Source organism: Pseudomonas sp. GW821-FHT10C09 (assembly GCF_059415465.1).
This window is the reverse complement of the sequence record NZ_JBWKNG010000012.1, coordinates 211453-230723: the sequence shown is the minus strand read 5'-3', so window position 1 is coordinate 230723 and position 19271 is coordinate 211453. Positions and strand designations below refer to the sequence as shown.

The 19271-nt window shown below is 61.1% G+C and carries 16 protein-coding genes and 1 rRNA gene; 13 read left to right on the top strand and 4 right to left on the bottom strand.

Annotated features, from left to right (window positions below):
• Window positions 1–151 precede the first annotated feature (151 nt).
• The 6 genes from rrf (at window position 152) to qhpG (ending at window position 8082) form a co-directional block, all read left to right on the top strand.
• Window positions 152–267, top strand: a 5S ribosomal RNA gene (gene rrf, locus AC07N8_RS14845).
• 227 nt (window positions 268–494) lie between these two features.
• Window positions 495–2387 (top strand): penicillin-binding protein 2, encoded by a 1893-nt coding sequence (gene mrdA, locus AC07N8_RS14840; RefSeq protein WP_123432507.1) that lies wholly within the window; start codon window positions 495–497, stop codon window positions 2385–2387.
• Window positions 2388–2506: 119 nt separating this feature from the next.
• Window positions 2507–4411, top strand: coding sequence for a sigma-54-dependent Fis family transcriptional regulator (locus AC07N8_RS14835; RefSeq protein WP_493144310.1), 1905 nt, complete (start codon window positions 2507–2509; stop codon window positions 4409–4411).
• Window positions 4411–6129 (top strand): ABC transporter ATP-binding protein, encoded by a 1719-nt coding sequence (locus AC07N8_RS14830; RefSeq protein ID WP_493144308.1) that lies wholly within the window; start codon window positions 4411–4413, stop codon window positions 6127–6129. The genes AC07N8_RS14835 and AC07N8_RS14830 overlap by 1 nt, the downstream gene beginning before the upstream one ends.
• Window positions 6119–6796, top strand: a complete 678-nt coding sequence (gene qhpE / locus AC07N8_RS14825) for a subtilisin-like serine protease QhpE (RefSeq protein WP_493144307.1) — start codon at window positions 6119–6121, stop codon at window positions 6794–6796. Before AC07N8_RS14830 ends, qhpE begins: the two co-directional genes overlap by 11 nt.
• Window positions 6793–8082, top strand: a complete 1290-nt coding sequence (gene qhpG, locus AC07N8_RS14820) for a flavin-dependent monooxygenase QhpG (protein ID WP_493144305.1) — start codon at window positions 6793–6795, stop codon at window positions 8080–8082. The genes qhpE and qhpG overlap by 4 nt, the downstream gene beginning before the upstream one ends.
• Before the next feature lie 123 nt (window positions 8083–8205).
• Here the strand turns inward: qhpG and AC07N8_RS14815 are convergent, their stop codons facing one another.
• The gene (locus tag AC07N8_RS14815) at window positions 8206–9696 is read right to left on the bottom strand and encodes an aldehyde dehydrogenase family protein (protein WP_493144303.1); all 1491 of its coding nucleotides are present in this window, start codon (window positions 9694–9696) and stop codon (window positions 8206–8208) included.
• A 275-nt stretch (window positions 9697–9971) separates the two neighbouring features.
• On the opposite strand from AC07N8_RS14815, the gene AC07N8_RS14810 reads away from it, so the two are divergent.
• The 5 genes from AC07N8_RS14810 (at window position 9972) to peaD (ending at window position 15066) form a co-directional block, all read left to right on the top strand.
• Complete coding sequence (locus AC07N8_RS14810; protein ID WP_493144301.1) at window positions 9972–10226, top strand: DUF1652 domain-containing protein; 255 nt, start codon at window positions 9972–9974, stop codon at window positions 10224–10226.
• Window positions 10227–10505: 279 nt separating this feature from the next.
• Window positions 10506–12086: a quinohemoprotein amine dehydrogenase subunit alpha gene (gene peaA, locus AC07N8_RS14805; RefSeq protein WP_493144299.1), complete on the top strand. Its 1581-nt coding sequence runs from the start codon at window positions 10506–10508 to the stop codon at window positions 12084–12086.
• An 81-nt stretch (window positions 12087–12167) separates the two neighbouring features.
• Window positions 12168–13598: a quinohemoprotein amine dehydrogenase maturation protein gene (peaB, locus tag AC07N8_RS14800; RefSeq protein WP_493144297.1), complete on the top strand. Its 1431-nt coding sequence runs from the start codon at window positions 12168–12170 to the stop codon at window positions 13596–13598.
• A gap of 1 nt (window position 13599) precedes the next feature.
• A complete protein-coding gene (gene qhpC / locus AC07N8_RS14795) occupies window positions 13600–13923 on the top strand; it encodes a quinohemoprotein amine dehydrogenase subunit gamma (protein WP_008145336.1) in 324 nt (107 codons plus the stop codon).
• Window positions 13924–13947: 24 nt separating this feature from the next.
• Window positions 13948–15066: a quinohemoprotein amine dehydrogenase subunit beta gene (gene peaD / locus AC07N8_RS14790; RefSeq protein ID WP_493144294.1), complete on the top strand. Its 1119-nt coding sequence runs from the start codon at window positions 13948–13950 to the stop codon at window positions 15064–15066.
• A 119-nt stretch (window positions 15067–15185) separates the two neighbouring features.
• Here the strand turns inward: peaD and AC07N8_RS14785 are convergent, their stop codons facing one another.
• Window positions 15186–15587, bottom strand: coding sequence for a lysozyme inhibitor LprI family protein (locus AC07N8_RS14785; RefSeq protein ID WP_493144292.1), 402 nt, complete (start codon window positions 15585–15587; stop codon window positions 15186–15188).
• A gap of 234 nt (window positions 15588–15821) precedes the next feature.
• On the opposite strand from AC07N8_RS14785, the gene AC07N8_RS14780 reads away from it, so the two are divergent.
• Window positions 15822–16316 carry an SRPBCC family protein gene (locus AC07N8_RS14780; RefSeq protein ID WP_483843493.1) on the top strand — a complete coding sequence of 165 codons (495 nt, stop codon included), beginning with the start codon at window positions 15822–15824 and terminating at the stop codon, window positions 16314–16316.
• A 290-nt stretch (window positions 16317–16606) separates the two neighbouring features.
• On the opposite strand, the gene inhA is transcribed toward AC07N8_RS14780, so the two are convergent.
• A complete protein-coding gene (inhA, locus tag AC07N8_RS14775) occupies window positions 16607–17284 on the bottom strand; it encodes an isonitrile hydratase (protein WP_493144288.1) in 678 nt (225 codons plus the stop codon).
• An 89-nt stretch (window positions 17285–17373) separates the two neighbouring features.
• Between inhA and AC07N8_RS14770 the strand changes: the two genes are divergently transcribed.
• Window positions 17374–18357, top strand: coding sequence for a GlxA family transcriptional regulator (locus AC07N8_RS14770; protein WP_493144286.1), 984 nt, complete (start codon window positions 17374–17376; stop codon window positions 18355–18357).
• On the opposite strand, the gene AC07N8_RS14765 is transcribed toward AC07N8_RS14770, so the two are convergent.
• On the bottom strand, window positions 18326–19228 hold the full coding sequence (locus tag AC07N8_RS14765) for an alpha/beta fold hydrolase (RefSeq protein ID WP_493144284.1): 903 nt from the start codon (window positions 19226–19228) through the stop codon (window positions 18326–18328). The two genes, AC07N8_RS14770 and AC07N8_RS14765, sit on opposite strands and share 32 nt — an antisense overlap.
• Between the last annotated feature and the right edge of the window lie 43 nt (window positions 19229–19271).

The following is a 19271-nucleotide window of genomic DNA, read 5'->3' as shown; positions in this document are numbered from 1 at the left end:
ACACCCAAGCAATTTGTGAACTCGAGAGAGGCCAGATTGCGGTGTGTGAAGACGATACATTGTCGAAAATTCGAAACGAAACACACAAATCTATTACATACCCATTCGCTGGAGCGTGATCCGCAAGGAGCACGACCTGGCTACCGAATTTCTTGACGACCATAGAGCATTGGAACCACCTGATCCCATCCCGAACTCAGCAGTGAAACGATGCATCGCCGATGGTAGTGTGGGGTTTCCCCATGTGAGAGTAGGTCATCGTCAAGATTAAATTCCGAAACCCCAATTGCGAAAGCAGTTGGGGTTTTGTTTTGCCCGCAGGAAAGTGCCAGAAAACACCACCGACCGTCATTGAGGCCCTCAAGGACAACCGTTAGAGGAAATCGCACTAAAGCGACCGCGCAGTTTTTGGTATGGTGCAGCTCGTTTTTTTAACGGACTGATTTCAAGCCTACGGATCGGCACCCGTCTTTAGTCAAAGAGTTGCTGCAGAAATGCCCGAACCGATACCGATCAAGGACCACGAAAAAGAAACCAGCCTCGTCAACAAAAGACTGATGGCTTGCGGCTTGTTCGTCGTCGCTATTACCTGCGCGCTGGTGGTGCGCATGTATGTCCTGCAGGTGGTCGAATTCGACTATCACTCGACCATCTCCGAAAACAATCGTGTCCACGTCCTCCCGATCACGCCCACCCGTGGGCTGATCTACGACCGCAATGGCGTGGTCCTGGCGGACAACCGCCCGAGTTTCAACCTGACCATCACCCGCGAACGCGCTTCCGATGTCAAAGAAGAGCTGGATGAGGTGGTCAACCTCCTGCACCTGCCGACAGAAGATCGAACGTTGTTCGACAAGGCCATGAAGCAGGCCCGTCATCCGTTCGTGCCGGTGACCCTGTTCTATGAACTGAGCGAAGAGCAGATCGCTGTCCTGGCGGTCAACGAGTTCCGCCTGCCAGGGATCGATGTCGAGCCTCAGTTCGTGCGCCACTACCCGATGGGAGCGCACTTCGCGCATTCGATCGGCTACGTCGGTCGCATCAACGAGAAAGAATCCAAAGCCCTGGACAATGTGGAATACCGCGGCACTCAATCCATCGGCAAAACCGGCATCGAAAAATTCTACGAGTCCGAGTTGCATGGTCATGTTGGTTACGAAGAAGTCGAAACGAATGCCCAGGGCCGCGTGCTGCGCGTGCTCAAGCACACCGATCCGGTCCCTGGTAAAAACATTGTCCTGAGCCTGGACGTCAAACTGCAGGAGGCCGCCGAAGAAGCCTTGGGCGATCGTCGTGGGTCGGTCGTTGCACTCGACCCATCGACCGGTGAAGTACTGGCCATGGTCAGCAAGCCAAGCTTCGACCCGAATCTGTTCGTCACCGGGATCAGCTTCAAGGAATACGCGGCGCTGCACGACTCCATCGACCGACCTCTGTTCAACCGCGTTCTACGCGGCCTCTACGCACCGGGATCGACCATCAAGCCGGAGGTGGCCATCGCCGGCCTGGATGCGGGCGTCGTCACCCCACAGACCCGGGTCTTCGATCCGGGTTACTACCAGCTCCCGGACTTCGATCACAAATACCGTAACTGGAACCACAGTGGCGACGGTTGGGTGGACATGGACGCCGCGATCATGCGCTCCAACGACACCTACTTCTACGATCTGGCCCACAAGCTGGGCATCGATCGCCTGCACGACTACATGGCGATGTTCGGCCTTGGCGAGAAGGTCTCGCTGGACATGTTCGAAGAGTCTGCCGGTTTGATGCCGTCCCAGGCCTGGAAGCGCGCCACACGCCGTCAGGCCTGGTTTCCTGGCGAGACGGTGATCCTCGGCATCGGCCAGGGCTATATGCAGGTCACACCACTGCAATTGGCCCAGGCCACCGCGTTGATCGCCAATAAAGGCGTGTGGAATCGACCGCACCTGGCCAAGACCGTGGACGGTGTTGCGCCGGTGGACGAGCATCCGATGCCCAACATCCTGCTCAAGAATCCGCATGACTGGGAGCAGGTCAACCACGGCATGCAGATGGTGATGCACGATGCTCGCGGGATCGCCCGGGCGGCAGCGCTCGGGGCTCAATACCGGATTGCCGGCAAGAGTGGTACCGCGCAAGTTGTCGCGATCAAGCAGGGCGAGCGCTACAACCGGGCGAAAACCCTGGAGCGTAACCGCGATAACGCCTTGTTCGTCGGCTTCGCTCCAGCTGAGCACCCGAAGATCGTCATCTCGGTGATGATCGAAAACGGCGAGGCGGGTGGTCGCGTCGCCGGTCCTGTGGTGCGGCAGATCATGGACGCCTGGTTACTTGATCAGGACGGCCACCTGAAGCCGCAATACGCCGCCCCGAGCAAAGCGCCAGGCGATCCTCACGTGTAAGTCGCTACGACGCAAACACAAGCGCCATAAGGCACTTGCCATAGCCCTGACGTTAACGTAAAGATTGCGGCAGGGCGCTGAACTTGAAAGGCGCAGGGCGGACCGATTCGGAGCGCTTGATGACGCTAATAAAAACAACACCACCCAAACTGCACCGCGAAGCCCGGCTGGCCCGGGAAAAACTCCATCTGGAGGGCGAAGTCCCCGATGGCGTATTGCGCGCGGAAATCGATGCGTCGTGGCGGCGCAGCCTCAGTCATGGCGTGCATTTCAATGGCAAGCACGAACTGGCGCTGGAATCGAGCGCCAGCCTCGACGTGCTGCTGGCGAGCAACCGACTGCTGATCGACGCGGCATTGCCGGCGATTGATTACCTGGCCGAACGCCAAGGCAAGGAAGGCCTGATCATCCTCGCCAACTCCGACGCCACCATCCTCGCTGTCGAAGGGCGCGCCGACCGCCTCAAGGGCAGCGGCCTGCAAGACATCACCTTGGGCGCCTGCTGGAGCGAAGCCGCTCGCGGCACCAACGCGCTGGGCACGGCACTGGTCGAAGCCCGGCCGACGATGATCGATTGCGGCGAACATTACCTCGATAGGCTGACCGATTTCTCCTGCACCTCGGTGCCGATCCATTGCCCCCAGGGCGATATTCTCGGCGTGCTCGACCTGACCCGCGAAGGCCCGCTCGGCCGCGTCCACGACAGCACCGCGTTGCTGGCGATGGCGGTCAGCCAGATTGAAAGTCGCGTGTTCAACGCCAGCTATCCAGACGAAATCGTCCTGGCCTTTCACAGCCGTCGCCAATACCTCGAATCGCCTTGGCAAGGCCTGCTGGCGGTGAGCCTTGGCGGTCAGATCCTCGCCGTCAGTGCCCAGGCCTGTCAGCTACTCCACGCCGAACGCTCGGCGCTGGTCGGTCGGCGTTGTGAGGAATTCCTCGGTGTCGATGGCCTGCAACTATTATCGCGTTTGCACCAGGGCGGCGTCGGTAGCTTGCAAACCGCCAAGGGCGAATTCTTCTACAAAACCCTGCGCGCGCCGCAGCGGTCAATCAACGTCAGCACGCCACCGCGCACGACCGCCAAAGCCGCAAAGCCCCAACCGGACCTTGAATCCCTGGCCGGCAGTAACGTGCGTTATGCCCGGGCCTTGCGCATGGCCCGGCAAGGCCTGGCCAATGAATTGCCGGTGTTGCTGCTTGGTGAAACCGGCACCGGCAAAGAAGTCATCGCACGTGCCCTGCACATGGCCGGAACCCGGTGCGACAAGCCCTTTATCGCAGTGAACTGCGCGGCCATTCCCGAAGGCCTGATCGAGTCGGAACTGTTCGGTTACCGTGAAGGCGCCTTCACCGGCTCCCGTCGTGGCGGCATGATCGGGCGCCTGCAACAGGCCCACGGCGGCACCTTGTTCCTCGATGAAATCGGCGACATGCCGCTGGCCCTGCAAGCGCGTTTGCTGCGGGTGCTGCAAGACCGCAAAGTCGCGCCACTGGGTGCCGGTGAAGAGCAGGACATCGATGTCGCGCTGATCTGCGCCACGCACCGCGACCTCAAGCGTCTGGTGGAAGAAAAGCACTTCCGCGAAGACCTGTTCTACCGGGTCAACGGCATCAGCGTGATGCTCCCGGCCCTGCGCGAACGTGAAGATTTCAGTGCGCTGGTCGGGCGACTGCTGACCCGGCTCGATGCTCCGACCGTCGTCCTGCATGACGACTTGAACCGCTTGCTCAGCGGCTATCACTGGCCGGGCAACATCCGCCAACTGGAGATGGTATTGCGCACCGCGTTGGCCATGCGCGAACCGGGGGAGAGTGTCCTCACCCTCGACCACTTGCCCGACAGCATGCTCGACGAACTGACTGCGACCGAACGGCCTCAGGCCGGCAGCATCCGTGAAAATGAACTGGAGCTGATTCGTCAGTCCCTGGACACGCACCAGGGCAACGTCTCGGCTGCTGCCGACGCGCTGGGCATCAGCCGCGCGACCCTGTATCGCAAGCTCAAACAGTTGCGTTCGTGATGCAGCGCCTGATCGTCCGGCTGATCGACAGCCAGAACCCCGAAGCCCTGCAAGCGGCATTGCGCTGGCTCTACAGCTTCGTGCGTCCCCATCGTCTGGCCATCGCGGGGCTGCTCGGGTTGTCGGTGTGTGCCTCGCTGCTGGTGTTGGTGCAACCGTGGTTGACCAAGCTGCTGATCGACGATGGCCTGCTGGCGCGCGACTTTCCGATGCTGGTGTTGATTGCCGGGTTGATGATCGTCGCCGGGCTGCTCGGCACGGCACTGTCGGGCATCAACCGCTACCTGCACACGCGGTTGTCCGGGCGGATTCTGTTCGCCCTGCGCGATGATCTCTATCGGCATTTGCAGACGCTCTCGCCGAGCTTTTACGGTCAGCGGCGGATTGGCGACCTGATGTCGCGCCTCGATGGCGACGTCGCCGAGATCCAGCGCTTTGCCGTGGACTCGCTGTTTTCAGCGGTCTCGAGTGTGATCGGTCTGGTCTGCGCGGTGGCGATGCTGTTGACCCTGTCGTGGAAGCTTTCGTTGCTGGCGTTGGTGCTGATCCCCCTCGACGTGCTCTGGCTGCGCTGGATGCGGCGCAAGGTCGAGCGCGATGTGCGGCAATTGCGCGAGCGCTCGGCGGACATGTCCTCGTTCATGGTCGAGACGCTGCCGGTGATGAAATTCATCCAGTCCGCCGGCCAGCAACAACGTGAAGCGCGGCGTTTGCAGTCACTCGGCCACGGCTACATGAGCCAATTACTGCGCCTGCAAGTCACCGAGTTCTTTACCCAGGCTGTACCGGGAACACTGACGTCGTTGTCCCGGGCCTGTGCGTTTTTGATTGGCGGGTACTGGGTGGTGCAGGGGACCTGGCAATTGGGCGCGTTGATCGCGTTTTCTACTTACCTTGGCATGGCCGTCGGACCGGTTCAGAGCCTGCTCGGGCTCTACGTCGCGATTCAACGGATGACCGTCAGCCTTGGGCGCGTGATGGAATTGCGCGGTGAAGAGCCGACCGTCCTGACACCGGTTCAGCCACAACCGATGCCGACGTCGGGTGACCTGCGATTTGACGATGTGCACTTCAGCCATCCGGGCCGGCCGACGACCTTGCGCGGTATTGAAGCGCGCATTCCCTACGGTTTGAAAGTGGCCCTCAGCGGTGGCTCCGGGGTGGGTAAATCAACCCTGATCGACCTGCTGCAACGCCATCATGATCCGCAGTCCGGCCGCGTGTTGCTGGGGGAGGTCGACCTTCGGGAGCTGGACCTGTTCCAGTTGCGCCAGCGGATTGCCGTGGTCAGTCAGGACATCGTGTTGTTTCGCGGCAGCCTCGCCGACAACCTCGCTTATGCCGTACCGCACGCCAGTCGCGAGGCGATTGCCGAAGTCGCACGGTTGGCGCAACTCGACAGCCTGATCGAGTCGCTGCCCGAAGGCCTCGACAGTCCGCTGGGCGAGCGTGGCCAGCAGTTGTCCGGCGGGCAGAAACAACGCATCGCCATTGCCCGGGCGCTGTTGCAAGACCCGCTGATCCTGGTCCTCGACGAAGCCACCTCGGCGGTGGACGAAGCCACCGAGCGTGAGGTGATCGAGGCCATCGACCGACTGTTTGCGGGACGTACACGCATCCTGATCAGCCATCGCCCCTCGACCCTGGCCGATGCCGACCTGCGTTTTGAATTGCTCGACGGTGTGCTCACTTCAAAAACGGTGCTGCATGAAGCCTGAATTGCGCATCGGTGTGGTCGACAGCGGGCATTCAGCGGCGCAACGGGTGCAAGTCGTCGCGGGCCGGCGTTTCTCGTTGCTACACGAGGGACTGGCCGAAAGCGACTTGCGCGATGATCCGCTGGGCCACGGCAGCGCGGTGATTGAAGCCATCGGCCGGCGGGCACCTTCGGCAGTGTTTTGCGTGGGGCAGGTGTTTGATCAACGCGGCGTCACCAGCGCCTTGCAGATCGCCACGGCCATAGACTGGCTGGTGGCACAGGACGTTCGGCTGATCAATTTGAGCCTGGGCTTGCGCCAGGATCGCAGCCTGTTGCGCGAAGCCTGCGCAGCAGCGGTGGCACGCGGGGTTCTGCTCTGCGCCTCCAGTCCGGCGCAAGGCGAGGGCGTGTTCCCGGCCAATTATCCGCAGGTGCTGCGCGTCACCGGAGACGCCCGTTGCGCTGAACAGGAATGGTCGTGGCTCAACAGCGCGCAAGCGGATTTCGCCGCGTGTGTGCATGGGACCTATCCGGGACAGTCCGGCGCCAGTCTGGGATGTGCGGCATTGAGCGGGCACATCGCCGCTTTTTTGGTTGAACATCCTGGGGCGAGCAACCAGCAAGTGGTCGAATGGCTGCGCGAGCACGCGCGGTATCGCGGTCCTGAACGGCGCTTCGGCCCATGATTGCGATTCTCGGCGCCGGGCCAGCGGGGGCAGCGGTGGCATTGGGGTTGCGGCGGCTCGGTTATCCGGTGACGCTGGTCAGCGAGTGGCGCCGGTTTGCCGCGCTGGAAGGTGTTTCGGTGCGGGTGCTGGAGGCGTTGCGCGGTGCGGGCCTGCATCAGGCGCTGGCGGATGCGGCGTTGCCTTCCCAGCGGCAGGTGTCGTGGAACGGTCAGCAGCATGCGCAAAACATTGAATTCCTGTTGGACCGTCCCGTCTTCGACCGAGGTCTGCGTGAAGATCTGCGCCTGGCGGGCGTCGAGGTGATCGAAGGTCGAGTGCTGACGGTTCAGACCGACGCCACGGGGCATCGAATCGAGATCGACGGGCGTGAAATGCTGGTCGCGGACTTTCTGGTGGAAGCCCGAGGGCGTCAGGCGCCGGCGCTCGGCAAAGGCCTGAGAGGGCCGGAGACGGTCAGCCTGCTCAATCGCTGGCAGGCAACGCCGGGCAGTACCGCCAGCGCAGTGGAAAGCCTTGAGGATGGCTGGGCGTGGATGGCGCGGCGGGCTGACGGCCAGTGTTATTGGCAGTGGACGGTGGACGTGGCCAGCGCCGCCCTGCCGGGCAAGGCGCAGTTGCTCGACTATTGCCTCCAGCGGCGCCAGGGCTCGGCGCTGGCTCAGGCGTTTTTCGGTTCCGCGCCTGAAATCGACTTGCAATTGCATGCGCGCAGCAGCACCGCGATCCTCAGTCCGCAGGTGTGCGGCCACAACTGGATTCGGGTCGGAGATGCGGCGATGGCGGTGGACCCGCTGTCGGGCAACGGGATTTTTCAATCACTGTCGTCGGCGCTGCAAGCGCCAACGGTGATCAACACACTGTTGCGAAAACCCGAGCGAACGGCCCTGGCACAGCGCTTTCATCAGCAGCGGGTGGAACAGCTGTTTTTGCGCTTTGCGCGGATTGGTCGCGACTTTTACGCTGATGAACAGCGATGGCGGGACCAGCCATTCTGGCAGGCGCGGCGGTGCTGGCCGGATGCAGAGGTTGCCCATGCCGAGGCGGATTTCAATGCGCTGAGGATAGAGCGAGCGCCGGTGTTGAATGAAGGGTTTGTCGATGAGGCCGAGGTGGTGATCACGGCGGATCAGCCGTTGGGGATCTGGCATGTGCAAGGGGTTGAAGTGGCGCCGTTGGTGCGGCGGTTGCGCACTGAGCCGGCTGAGCTGGTGTTGGCCGGGTTGACGGTGGAGCAGGGGCGGGTGATTCGGGGGTGGTTGTTGGCCCTGGGTTTCAAACCTTGAGATTTGTAGTGGCCGGTCTGGCCCCTTCGCGAGCAGGCTCGCTCCCACAGTGGTTTTGTGTTGAACACAGATCCCTTGTGGGAGCGAGCCTGCTCGCGAAGGCGGCCTGAAGCACGCCGACAATCAAAGCTTGATCAACACCGACTTCAACTCGGTGTAATGCTCAATCGCCGCATACCCCATCTCCCGCCCAACCCCCGACATTTTGTACCCGCCAAACGGCAACGCCGGGTCCAGGGCGCTGTGGCAGTTGACCCACACCGAACCCGATTTGATCCGCGGAATCATCCGGTGTACCGCCGCCAGATCATTCGACCAGATACTCGCCCCGAGCCCATAAGGACTGTCATTGGCCATGCGCAACGCGTCCGCTTCATCATCAAACGGAATCGCCACCAGCACCGGGCCAAATATCTCTTCCTGCACCAGCGAATGCTTCTGATCGACGTCGACAATCACCGTCGGCTTGACGAAAAATCCTGGCCCGAATTGCTCGCCACCGCAGGCGATGGTCGCGCCACTTTCACGACCCTTTTCGATGTACCCGTACACCCGTTCCTGCTGGCGTGCCGAAATCAACGGCCCCATCTCGACGCTCGGGTCCAGGCCGTTGCCAAGCTTCATGGCGTTGGCGATGCTCGCGATGTCCGCCACCACATTGTCGAAATGCTTGCGCTGCACGTACAGCCGCGAACCTGCGCAGCAGACCTGGCCCTGGTTGAAGAAAATCGCGCTGGCGGCTCCGGCGGCGGCGCTCGGCAGGTCGGCGTCGGCCATGACGATGGTCGGTGATTTCCCGCCCAGCTCCAGGGTCACGCGGGTCATGGAGTCCATGGCGATCTTGCCGATCTGCTTGCCCACGGCGGTGGAGCCGGTGAAGGTCAGCTTGTCCACCAGCGGGTTGTGCGTCAGGGCGGAACCGGCGGTGATGCCGGTGCCGGTGACCACGTTGAACACACCCTCGGGGTAACCAGCTTCCAGCACCAGTTCCGCAAGTTTCAGCGCGGTCAGCGGGGTTTCATCGGCGGGTTTGAGCACCACCGTGCAACCGGTGGCGAGGGCCGGGCCGAGCTTCCAGCAGGCGAGCAACAGCGGGAAGTTCCAGGCGACGATGGCGCCAACCACGCCCACCGCTTCGCGCCGGATGAAGCTGTGGAATTGATCATTGGGCATCAATGGCAATGACACCTCAACGCTGGAGCCTTCAATCTTGGTCGCCCAACCGGCCATGTAGCGCAGGAAATCGATGGCCAGTTGCACATCCATCACTTGGGCCACCGCTGCGCTTTTACCGTTGTTCAGACATTCCAGTTGCGCCAGCAGCTCGGCATCGCGCTGCATCAGGTCGGCGAGTTTCCACAACAGATTCTGCCGCTCGCGCGGCCGGGTGCGGGTCCAGGCCGAGTCATCGAAAGCCTGACGAGCGGCCAACACCGCGCGGTCGACATCCTCCGGCGTGGCCCGTGGCACCACACACAACACTTCACCGGTGGCCGGGTTGTGCAGGGGCATGGTCTGGCCATCGGCGGCCTCGACCCAGTCACCACCGATCAACATGCGCGGGGGGCGCTGGATAAACGCGGAAGTGGCGGGAAGCACATTAGGGAGCGACATGGCGAAGCCTCTTATTGTTCGTGAGAACAGGGCTTTCGCAATGGCTGTGCCAAGTCGCGGCAAGGTCCGGCCAGCCTTTGAGTGGCCGGGGTTTGTCGGGCGTAAAAGGAGAGCGGCAGGGGGATTTTTTTCGCAAATTGCGACAGCCGCTGAGACGACGAACAACCCGGTTGCGACCTTGAGAGCCCTCATGTTGAGGAATAGAATTTTCAGGCTCGGTGGGTGAAATGACGGAACATTTCCCCGGCCACACATCTCGCGCAAGGGAGGTTGTGATGAACCTTTCAACCCTGGAGATTCAAAGCATCATTGAACAGAGTTTTCTGCCTTCGGTCTGCACGTGCAGCATGGCGCCGGATCAGTCATTGACGATTCGGGTCTGCGATTGCATGACCGGCAAAGTGGACCTGGTGGTGAGTCACGTTCCCGTCTGGGAGCTGGACACCGCCCATGCGATTGCGACGCTGGTGGTGCAGATGCAGCAAGAGATCCGCGCACACAAGGGCGTCCACCCAACATTCTTGAGCTGAACCGGCGTCAGCCGCACCACCGCGTGTGGTGCGGCCCGCGTCTCAGACTGCAACACCTGTCGCGATATTAGACGCAGGCGCTCTCCTTCAAAGGCTGTTCCAGGCCCTTGATTGCACGCAACTGATTGATAAAAAACAACATCGGCAAGCTGGCACGCTCCGTGTATTGCTCATCGCAGACGTTTCTCTTGCCTCCGCCAGCGGTGCGCCGCCGGCGGCAGAAACCATAAAAACGATAAGCCACAACAATAAGAACGCACCGTGCGAGGTTCGACGTTGATGAAGAGAAAACTCCGATCAGGCCTGAGCGCCAGCCTGCTGGCCGTGGCCGCTTGCGTGGCGCTGCATTCGCCCGACAGCCTGGCAGCCCGCGACGCCCAGACCATCCTCAAGGAAACCTGTCAGGGCTGTCACACCCCTGAAGCCAATAACGCCCTCAGCCGCATCAGCCACCAGCGCAAGACCCCGGAAGGCTGGTTGATGAGCATCGCCCGGATGCAAACCATGCACGGTTTGCAGATCAGCGATGATGACCGGCGCACCCTCGTCAAGTACCTGGCCGACACCCAGGGCCTGGCGCCGAGCGAGACCGATGGCGTGCGTTATGCGCTGGAGCGTCGACTCAACAGCGTCGAAAAATTCGACGACCAGACCAGCCAGATGTGTGGCCGCTGCCACTCCGGTGCGCGGGTCGCCTTGCAACGGCGTCCGGCCCAGGAATGGGAACGCCTGGTGAATTTCCACCTCGGCCAATGGCCGTCCCTCGAATACCAGGCCCTGGCCCGCGACCGCGACTGGTTCGACATCGCCCGCAAAGACATGGTGCCGCTGTTGGCCAAGCGTTATCCGCTGGACAATCCAGCGTGGAAGAAATGGCAAAGTGTCGCGCCGAAAAGCGATGCACTGGTGGGGGACTGGAGCTTCAGCGGCCACTTGCCCGGCAAGGGTGAATTGGCCGGCGTGATGAGCGTCACGGCCGATGGCAGCGACACCTTCAAGGTCAGCGTCAAAGGCCAATACGCCGACGGCAGCCCGTTCAACGGCGACGGCAGCGCGATTCTCTACACCGGCTACGAATGGCGCGGCAACGTGACCATCGACGGTGTGACCATGCGCCAGGTGTTCGCCGCCCAAGGCAATGCGATGCAGGGCCGGATGTTCGAGGCCGAACACGACGAACGCGGCCTGGACTTCGTCGCCGCCAAGCAAGGTTCCAGTCGTTTGTTGGCGGTACAACCGGGTTATCTCAAGGCCGGTGCTGAAACTGAAGTGACCCTTATCGGCAGTGGCCTCACCGGCAAACCGGACTTCGGCAAAGGCGTGGAAGTGGTCGAAATCGTCGAGCAGAGTCCTGAGCGGATCAAGGTCAAACTCAAGGCCGCTGCCAACGCCCAACCGGGCGTGCGTGCGGTGACCGTGGGTACGCTGAAAGGCCCGAGCCTGTCGGTCTACAGCACCATCGCCGAAGTCAAAGTGGTGCCGGAATTCTCGGTGGCGCGGATCGGCGAGGGTGGTGGTTCTACGCCGAAAGTCCAGGGCCGTTTCGACGCCGAAGCCTGGGGCAAAGGCGCCGACGGCAAGCCGTATCGCATCGGCGTATTTCCGGCGCAATGGAAAGTCGAAGCCTTCGATGATCGCGCCAAGGAAGACGAAGACGTCAAGTTCGCCGGCACCATGCAGGCTGACAGCGGCGTGTTCACACCGGGCGATGCCGGGCCGAACCCGCAACGCAAGATGTCCACCAACAATGCCGGCAACCTCAAGGTGATAGCCGCCGTCGACGACGCAGGGAAATCCCTGACCGGCGAAGGCCACATGATCGTCACCGTGCAACGCTGGAACAATCCACCCATTCCATGAGTTGGCTGATTCCTGTGGCTTCAGACACTTTTTCGGAATGACCGCAGGCCCCGTCAAACGGGGTTTGCACAGGAGGTTGCAATGGGCGCTATTTTGAATCTGGTCGAACGGAACCTGCACGAAGTGCACGTCGATGCCGACCGCATGCTGTTTCACATCCCCAGCAGTTCGCTGTTCGCCAGCGATGAGCTGACCGGCACCATCATCGATACCTTGCGCGGTCCGGGCTGTTCGTCCGAGGACTTGATCCAGCGCCTGGCCGCGCGTTTCAACGGCGAAGAAATCACCGAGACGCTGCGTGAATTGATCTCGCTGGAGCTGGTCAGCGACGGCTCGCCACTGACCCCGGACATCGGCACCAAACGGGTCGAGCGCACCGCGATCAATACGGTGGTGCTCAACGTCAACACCGGCTGCAACTTGAGCTGCACCTACTGCTACAAGGAAGACCTCGACAAGCCGTCGGCGGGCAAGAAAATGGACGTCGAAACGGCGGTCGCGTCGGTGGAAATGCTGCTGCGCGAATCCCCGGACGAAGAGCGTTTCACCGTGGTGTTCTTCGGTGGAGAACCGCTGAGCAACCGCAAGCTGATCGAGTACATGGTCGACTATTGCGAGAAGCGTTTTCGCGAGGCCGGCAAGTTCGTCGAGTTCGTCATGACCACCAACGCCACGCTGCTTACTGAGGAAACCGTGGATTACCTGAATGCCCACCGTTTCGGGCTGTCGGTGAGCATCGACGGGCCGAAAACCGTGCACGACCGCAACCGTATCACCGTGGGCGGGCAGGGCACCTATGACGTGGTGCGGCGCAAGGCCGAGATGCTGCTGTCGCGCTACAACAGCCGGCCGGTGGGCGCGCGAGTGACGTTGACCACCGGCGTCACCGACGTCGAAACCATCTGGGATCACCTGTTCAACGAACTGGGTTTTGCCGAAGTCGGGTTTGCCCCGGTGACGTCCGGCGACATCAGCACGTTCAACCTGTCCAGCGACGAACTGATCGAAGTCTTCGCCAGCATGAAGAGGCTTGGTCGGCGTTACCTGGAAGCAGCGCTGGAACACCGCAACATCGGTTTTTCCAACCTGCACCAGTTGATCACCGACATCCACGAAGGCCACAAAAAAGCCCTGCCATGCGGCGCGGGCCTGAAGATGCTGGCGGTGGATCACAAGGGCGAACTGAACCTGTGCCACCGCTTTACCGGTTCTTCGCTGCCGACCTTCGGCAACGTGCACAGCGGCGTCAAACAGGTCGAGTTGAACGACTTCCTGTCCCAGCGCCTCGACCGCACCAACACTGGTTGCGAGGACTGCCAGATCCGCAACCTGTGCTCCGGCGGCTGCTACCACGAGAGCTACGCCCGGTACGGCGACCCGACCCACCCGACCTATCACTACTGCGAACTGATGCGTGACTGGGTCGACTTCGGCATCGAGGTCTACACCCGGATCATGGCCCACAACCCTGCGTTTATCAGCAGCTACATCACTCCGCGCAAGGCTCACTGATATGAAACATCTCAAGGCAATCAATAACAAAGCGCTGAAACTGGACGAGGCCGCGGCCGAAAACCGTATCGAAGAAGTGGTGGCGATGAGCTCTGTTGCGGGCTGCGCCTCGACCACCGACCCGGGTTGGGAAATCGATGCGTTTGGCGGGGTGTCGTCGCTGTGCCAGCCGATGGAAGCCGACCTGTATGGCTGCTCCGACCCGTGCTGGTGGCCGGCCCAGGTGCCCGACATGATGAGCACCTACCCGGACTGGAACAAGGATGCCCAGGCGTCCAACGAAAACTGGCGCAACCTCGGCACTGTCTTCCCCAAAGACAAGTGATCAGATAAGAAGAAGGATTCCAGCATGCACAGCATCAACGCCTGCGGCCTGGCCGCTTTCGCCCTCCTGAGCACGTGTTCGCTCAACGTTCTGGCCGATGAAAATGCAGCACTGCAAGACGGTCACGAGTACATGGTGACCACCAATTATCCGAACAACCTGCACGTGATCGACCTGGCCACCGACACGCTGTTCAAGACCTGCAAGATGCCCGACGCTTTTGGCCCCGGCACCGTGCAACTGTCGCCGGACCGCAAGACCGCCTACGTGTTGAACAACCACTACGCCGATGTCTATGGCGTCGAGCTGGACAACTGCAAGCAGGTGTTCCACGCCAGCATCACCCAGAAACCGGGCGAGAAAGCGAAATCGATGTTCGCCTTCACCCTCAGCCACGACGGCAAGGAACTGTTTGCCATCGCCAACCCGACGCTGATGCTCAATGACCGCTACGAAGTGCAGCAGCCACGGCTCGATGTGTACAAGACTGACGCCGGCATGGACGCCAAACCCGTGCGCAGTTTCCCGGCGCCGCGCCAACTGACCATCATGCAAAGCGGCGATGATGGCACGCTGTACGTGGCCGGGGCGGACGTCTACAAGGTCAATGTGAACACCGGCAAGTTCGACGTGCTGATCCCCAGCCGTCACTGGAAGCGCCCGAACTACAGCGCGCCGGATGTGCTCTACGTGTGGAACCAGCAGACGTATCGCCATGATTTCTCGCTGCTCTACACCGCCGCGAAATTCAAGGACAAGAAGCAGGACCCGTTGACCGCCGAATACCTCTACGGGCTGTTCAGCATCGACCTGAAAACCGGCAAGACCGAAACCACCGACTTCGGCCCCCTGACGGAAATCTATTTCAGCGGCATGCGCTCGCCGAAGGACCCGAACCTGATGTTCGGGGTGCTCAACCGCTTGGCCAAGTACGACATCAAGGAAAAGAAAATGCTCCAGGCGGCGACGCTGGATCATTCCTACTACTGCATTTCCTTCAACAAGGACGGCAGCAAGATCTACCTGGCCGGGACGTTTAACGACGTGGCGATTTTTGATGCCGACAGTCTGAAGCAGATTGGCAGCATCAAAATGCCGGGTGGGGATATGGCGATTACGACGGCGCAGGTGTTTGTCCGGTAATTGCGGTGCCTGAACTGACGCCTTCGCGAGCAGGCTCGCTCCCACGCTGGAACTGTGAACGCAGGACCAATGTAGGAGCGAGCCTGCTCGCGAAGGGGCCCTCACAGATCACAAAGGCATCAAACCCCAGGCACTGGGCAGCTCAAATCCCCCTCCTGGCACTTCAGATAATTCCTGAACGTCTGAACCCGCGCCTTGGTCAAGTCAGTGGTGCAGCTGCTGTAGATCAACGGATACACACTGCCCCCTTCCACCCCCGACGCCGAAAACTTGCACTCGGCATCCCGAAACGCAACCCACGCCCGTTGCGCCCCCACCAACAACTTCTTGCGTTCGGGCTCAGCTTTCAGACGCGTGGTGATTTGCTGGTACAGCGCATTCAACTCCTTGTCCGCCGCCGCATTCTGCTGCGCTGCGCACTGGTTCATCGTGGCCTGGTCGGTGGCGTTGTCGCAGTCCGCGGCGAATGCCATCGAGGTGAACATCACTGGCGCCAGCGCCAGGAAAAAGCGTGAGTACATGGCGAAAACTCGCTGTGGCAGAGGAAATTGCGGGGCAGTGTAGCGAATCGTTATGAACCTGCGCCGACAGAGCGCAACTGGCTGCCAGCAACTCTCGCGCCCGCAAACCCGAACTTATGCGCACAAATATGGCCGAATATCCCGAGCATGGTTGATCGCGACAAGCGATTGGTTCAATTTTAGGGTTGGTCTTGTGGTTGTTACTGACCTACTGTTCAGTACAGGAGGTGACTTATGAATCCAACATCAGATCGAGATCGCATCGAAAGGAAAATCCTGCTCAAGGCGAAGCGTTCGCATGTCTGGCGAGTGCTGGCCAATGCCGAAGCGTTCGGGCAGTGGTTTGGCGTTGCACTGGAGGGCAAGCGTTTCGTCGCCGGTGAGTGGACCCAGGGGCAGATCACTTTTCCCGGGTATGAGCACTTGCTGTGGAATGTGCTGGTAGAGCGGGTCGAGCCAGAGCGGTTGTTTTCGTTTCGTTGGCACCCGTACGCCATCCACCCGGACGTCGACTACTCCCAGGAGCCGACCACGCTGGTCAAATTCGAGCTCGAAGACATGGACAATGGCACGTTGCTCAAGGTGTCCGAATCCGGTTTCGATCACATCCCCCAGACGCGCCGTGAAAAGGCGTTCCGCATGGACAGCCGCGGTTGGGAAGAGCAGATGAACAACATCGAGCAGTTTCTGACCGAAAGCGCCAAAGCCCATGAGCGTGAAGGTGGTTAAGGCTACAGCCCCCTGAACTCGCGGCCTCTAGCCTGGATACCTTAGCCGTCTAAGGGTTTTCGGAAGGGCAGGTATAGCGAATGTCTTACACGCGGTGGTAGCTATGTCGTCTATTGCAGATTGGATCCGACACGTAATCTAGCCCCATCAACTGAAGCACAGGAAGCGCTTCAGGATCACGGATGATCGACCATCAGCAAGGATTGGCTACCGACAGGGAGTCGACAATGGTCTTGGGAAAAACCCGCTTCGGCGGGTTTTTTTTTGCCTGTCGAAAAGTTCGGCAGCACTTAGAGCCTGGCCGCTGCCCGTTCGGTGATTTGCGTGCGCTGCTCAAGCGAGGCGGCTGCCCGGCGTTGCGCTTCAGCCAGAACACTCGATGGTGCCGTTTCAGGGCTGCCCGACTGGAACGGCGGTGCTGGCGCATATTCCAGTTGCAACTGCACCAACTGCGCCGTGTCTTTATCGAACAACTCTGCCGCCAGGCTCAGGGCAAAATCGATCCCTGCGGTAATCCCGCCACCGGTCAACAGATTGCCGTCGCGCACCACGCGGTCCTTCACCGGGATCGCCCCCAGTGGCTTGAGCAGCTCGTGATAGGCCCAGTGCGTCGTCGCCCGCTTACCCTTGAGCAAACCCGCGGCGCCGAGCACCAGCGCACCGGTGCAGACCGACGTGACATAACGCGCGTTGACGGCTTGAGCCTTGATGAACGCCAGTGTTTCTTCATCTTCCATCAACGGCCCGACGCCACCGCCGCCGGGAACGCAGATCACGTCCAGCGCCGGACAGTCGTCGAACGTCATGGTCGGTTTCAGCACCAGGCCAGTGCTCGCGGTAACCGGCACCAGGTCCTTCCAGATCAAATGCACTTTCACGTCCGGCAGCGAGGCCAACACATCGTAAGGGCCGGTCAGGTCGAGTTGCTGAACCTGGGGAAACAACAGAAAACCGATCTGCAACGTCATGGCTTATTTCTCCTGAAGTGGGTGGACGTCTTCACTGTAGGCTCGTAGGATTTGGCGTATCCGCCAATCACCCCACGAATTACGCCAACATGCCGAAAACCATTCACGTGCTCGCGTTTGCCAATGTGCAACTGCTTGACGTCACCGGGCCGTTGCAGGTGTTTGCCTCGGCCAACGACATTGCGCGCCAGAAAGGGTTGCCGGCGCCTTATGCGCCAACGGTGATTGCCAGTGGTGGCGGGGCGGTGATGTCCTCGGCGGGGCTGGCACTATTCGCTGAGTCGTTGCCCGAGGGTGAAAGCGACACGCTGGTGATTGCCGGCGGCTGGGGCGTTTACGCGGCGGCGGAAGACCCGGCGCTGGTGGCCTGGGTACGCGAACATGCGGCTTCTTGCCGGCGTATCTCGTCGGTGTGCACCGGGGCGTTTTTGCTGGCGGCCAGCGGCTGGCTCGATGGCCGGCGAGTGGTCACGCACTGGACGCGGTGCGAGCAGTTGGCGCAGAAGCATCCGCGCCTTCACGTCGAGGCCAATCCGATTTTCATCAACGACGGCCCGGTCTGGACTTCGGCCGGGGTCACGGCTGGCATCGACCTCGCCCTGGCCATGGTCGAAGAGGACCTCGGGCGCAACATGGCGCTGGAAGTCGCCCAGCAACTCGTGGTATTTCTCAAGCGTCCGGGTGGGCAGTCACAGTTCAGCGTAACCCTGTCCTTGCAGAAAGAAGGCGACCGTTTCGACGAACTTCATGCCTGGATCAGTGAAAATCTGACCAAGGATCTCGGCATCCCCACCCTGGCGTTGCAGGCGGGCATGAGCGAACGCAGCTTCGTGCGCCACTACCGTGCCGATACCGGGCAAACCCCGGCGAGGGCTATCGAATTGATCCGGGTCGAAACGGCGCGACGGTTACTCAGCGATACCGGCGTTCCGATCAAACGGGTGGCGGTGCAATGTGGGTTTGGCAGCGAAGAAACGCTGCGGCGTAATTTTCTAAGGGCCATGGGCGTGACACCCCAGGCTTATCGCGAGCGGTTTTCGGTCAGCGCTGCAGCAGATCCAGTAATGCTTTGAGGGTCGCCGCCGGGGCTTCCTCGGGAATGTCATGACCGACGCCTGGCAGTACACGCCGCTCGTAAGGGCCGGTGAAATGCTCGCAGTCATCATCAATGTCCGGTGGCGGTCCGACGCCATCGTCGGCACCGCACAGGGAAATCGTCGGCACGCTGATCGGCGGCTGTTGGGTCAGCGCCTGCTCCATCCATTCCAGCGCCGGATCACCGGGTGCATACATGAAACGGTGGCGGTAAGACTGGATGACCACCTCGACGAAATCCGGGTTGTCGAAAGCCGGCGCGCTCAACGGGTACAAGTCAGGGCCTTTGATCCAGGTCGGTGACCACAACTTCCAGAGCAATTCGCACAAGCCCCGGCGATTTTTGGTCAGGCCTTCTACCCCGCGCGGGGTGTGGAAATAGTACTGATACCACAGGCGATGTTCAGACTCCGGGTCTCGAGGCTCGGTGGAATTCGGGATGTTCTGCAAGTTGTAGCCATCTCCAGTCACCAGGCAACGCACCCGTTCCGGCCACAACGCCGCGACGATGCACGCGGCGCGACCGCCCCAGTCGTAGCCGCAGAGGGCTGCTTGCTGGATGGCCAGCGCGTCCATCAGGTCCAGCAAATCCTGGGCGAGAGCAGCCTGCTGGCCGGAGCGCAACGTGTCGGGGCTGTTGAAGCGTGTCGGGCCGTAACCGCGCAGGTACGGGACGATGACGCGGTAGCCCTCGGCGGCGAGGGCCGGGGCGATTTCGTCGTAGGCGCGCGGGGAGTAGGGGAAGCCGTGGAGCAGGATCACGGGATCGCCGGTCGTTGGGCCGTGTTCCTCGTAAGCGATTTTCAGGCTTGGGGTCTGGGCATAGTGGATCAACGCGTCATGGATCATTCGATGCTCCCGTGCGGTTGTTTCGAGCGGCTTGAAGCCAACG

Coding starts and splice junctions, on each gene's coding strand:
- AC07N8_RS14770 (WP_493144286.1), top strand. CDS start 17,374: ATGCCGAAAACCATTCACGTGCTCGCGTTTGCCAATGTGCAACTGCTT.
- mrdA (WP_123432507.1), top strand. CDS start 495: ATGCCCGAACCGATACCGATCAAGGACCACGAAAAAGAAACCAGCCTC.
- inhA (WP_493144288.1), bottom strand. CDS start 17,284: ATGACGTTGCAGATCGGTTTTCTGTTGTTTCCCCAGGTTCAGCAACTC.
- AC07N8_RS14815 (WP_493144303.1), bottom strand. CDS start 9,696: ATGTCGCTCCCTAATGTGCTTCCCGCCACTTCCGCGTTTATCCAGCGC.
- AC07N8_RS14830 (WP_493144308.1), top strand. CDS start 4,411: ATGCAGCGCCTGATCGTCCGGCTGATCGACAGCCAGAACCCCGAAGCC.
- AC07N8_RS14785 (WP_493144292.1), bottom strand. CDS start 15,587: ATGTACTCACGCTTTTTCCTGGCGCTGGCGCCAGTGATGTTCACCTCG.
- AC07N8_RS14780 (WP_483843493.1), top strand. CDS start 15,822: ATGAATCCAACATCAGATCGAGATCGCATCGAAAGGAAAATCCTGCTC.
- peaB (WP_493144297.1), top strand. CDS start 12,168: ATGGGCGCTATTTTGAATCTGGTCGAACGGAACCTGCACGAAGTGCAC.
- peaD (WP_493144294.1), top strand. CDS start 13,948: ATGCACAGCATCAACGCCTGCGGCCTGGCCGCTTTCGCCCTCCTGAGC.
- AC07N8_RS14765 (WP_493144284.1), bottom strand. CDS start 19,228: ATGATCCATGACGCGTTGATCCACTATGCCCAGACCCCAAGCCTGAAA.
- qhpE (WP_493144307.1), top strand. CDS start 6,119: ATGAAGCCTGAATTGCGCATCGGTGTGGTCGACAGCGGGCATTCAGCG.
- peaA (WP_493144299.1), top strand. CDS start 10,506: ATGAAGAGAAAACTCCGATCAGGCCTGAGCGCCAGCCTGCTGGCCGTG.
- qhpC (WP_008145336.1), top strand. CDS start 13,600: ATGAAACATCTCAAGGCAATCAATAACAAAGCGCTGAAACTGGACGAG.
- qhpG (WP_493144305.1), top strand. CDS start 6,793: ATGATTGCGATTCTCGGCGCCGGGCCAGCGGGGGCAGCGGTGGCATTG.
- AC07N8_RS14835 (WP_493144310.1), top strand. CDS start 2,507: ATGACGCTAATAAAAACAACACCACCCAAACTGCACCGCGAAGCCCGG.
- AC07N8_RS14810 (WP_493144301.1), top strand. CDS start 9,972: ATGAACCTTTCAACCCTGGAGATTCAAAGCATCATTGAACAGAGTTTT.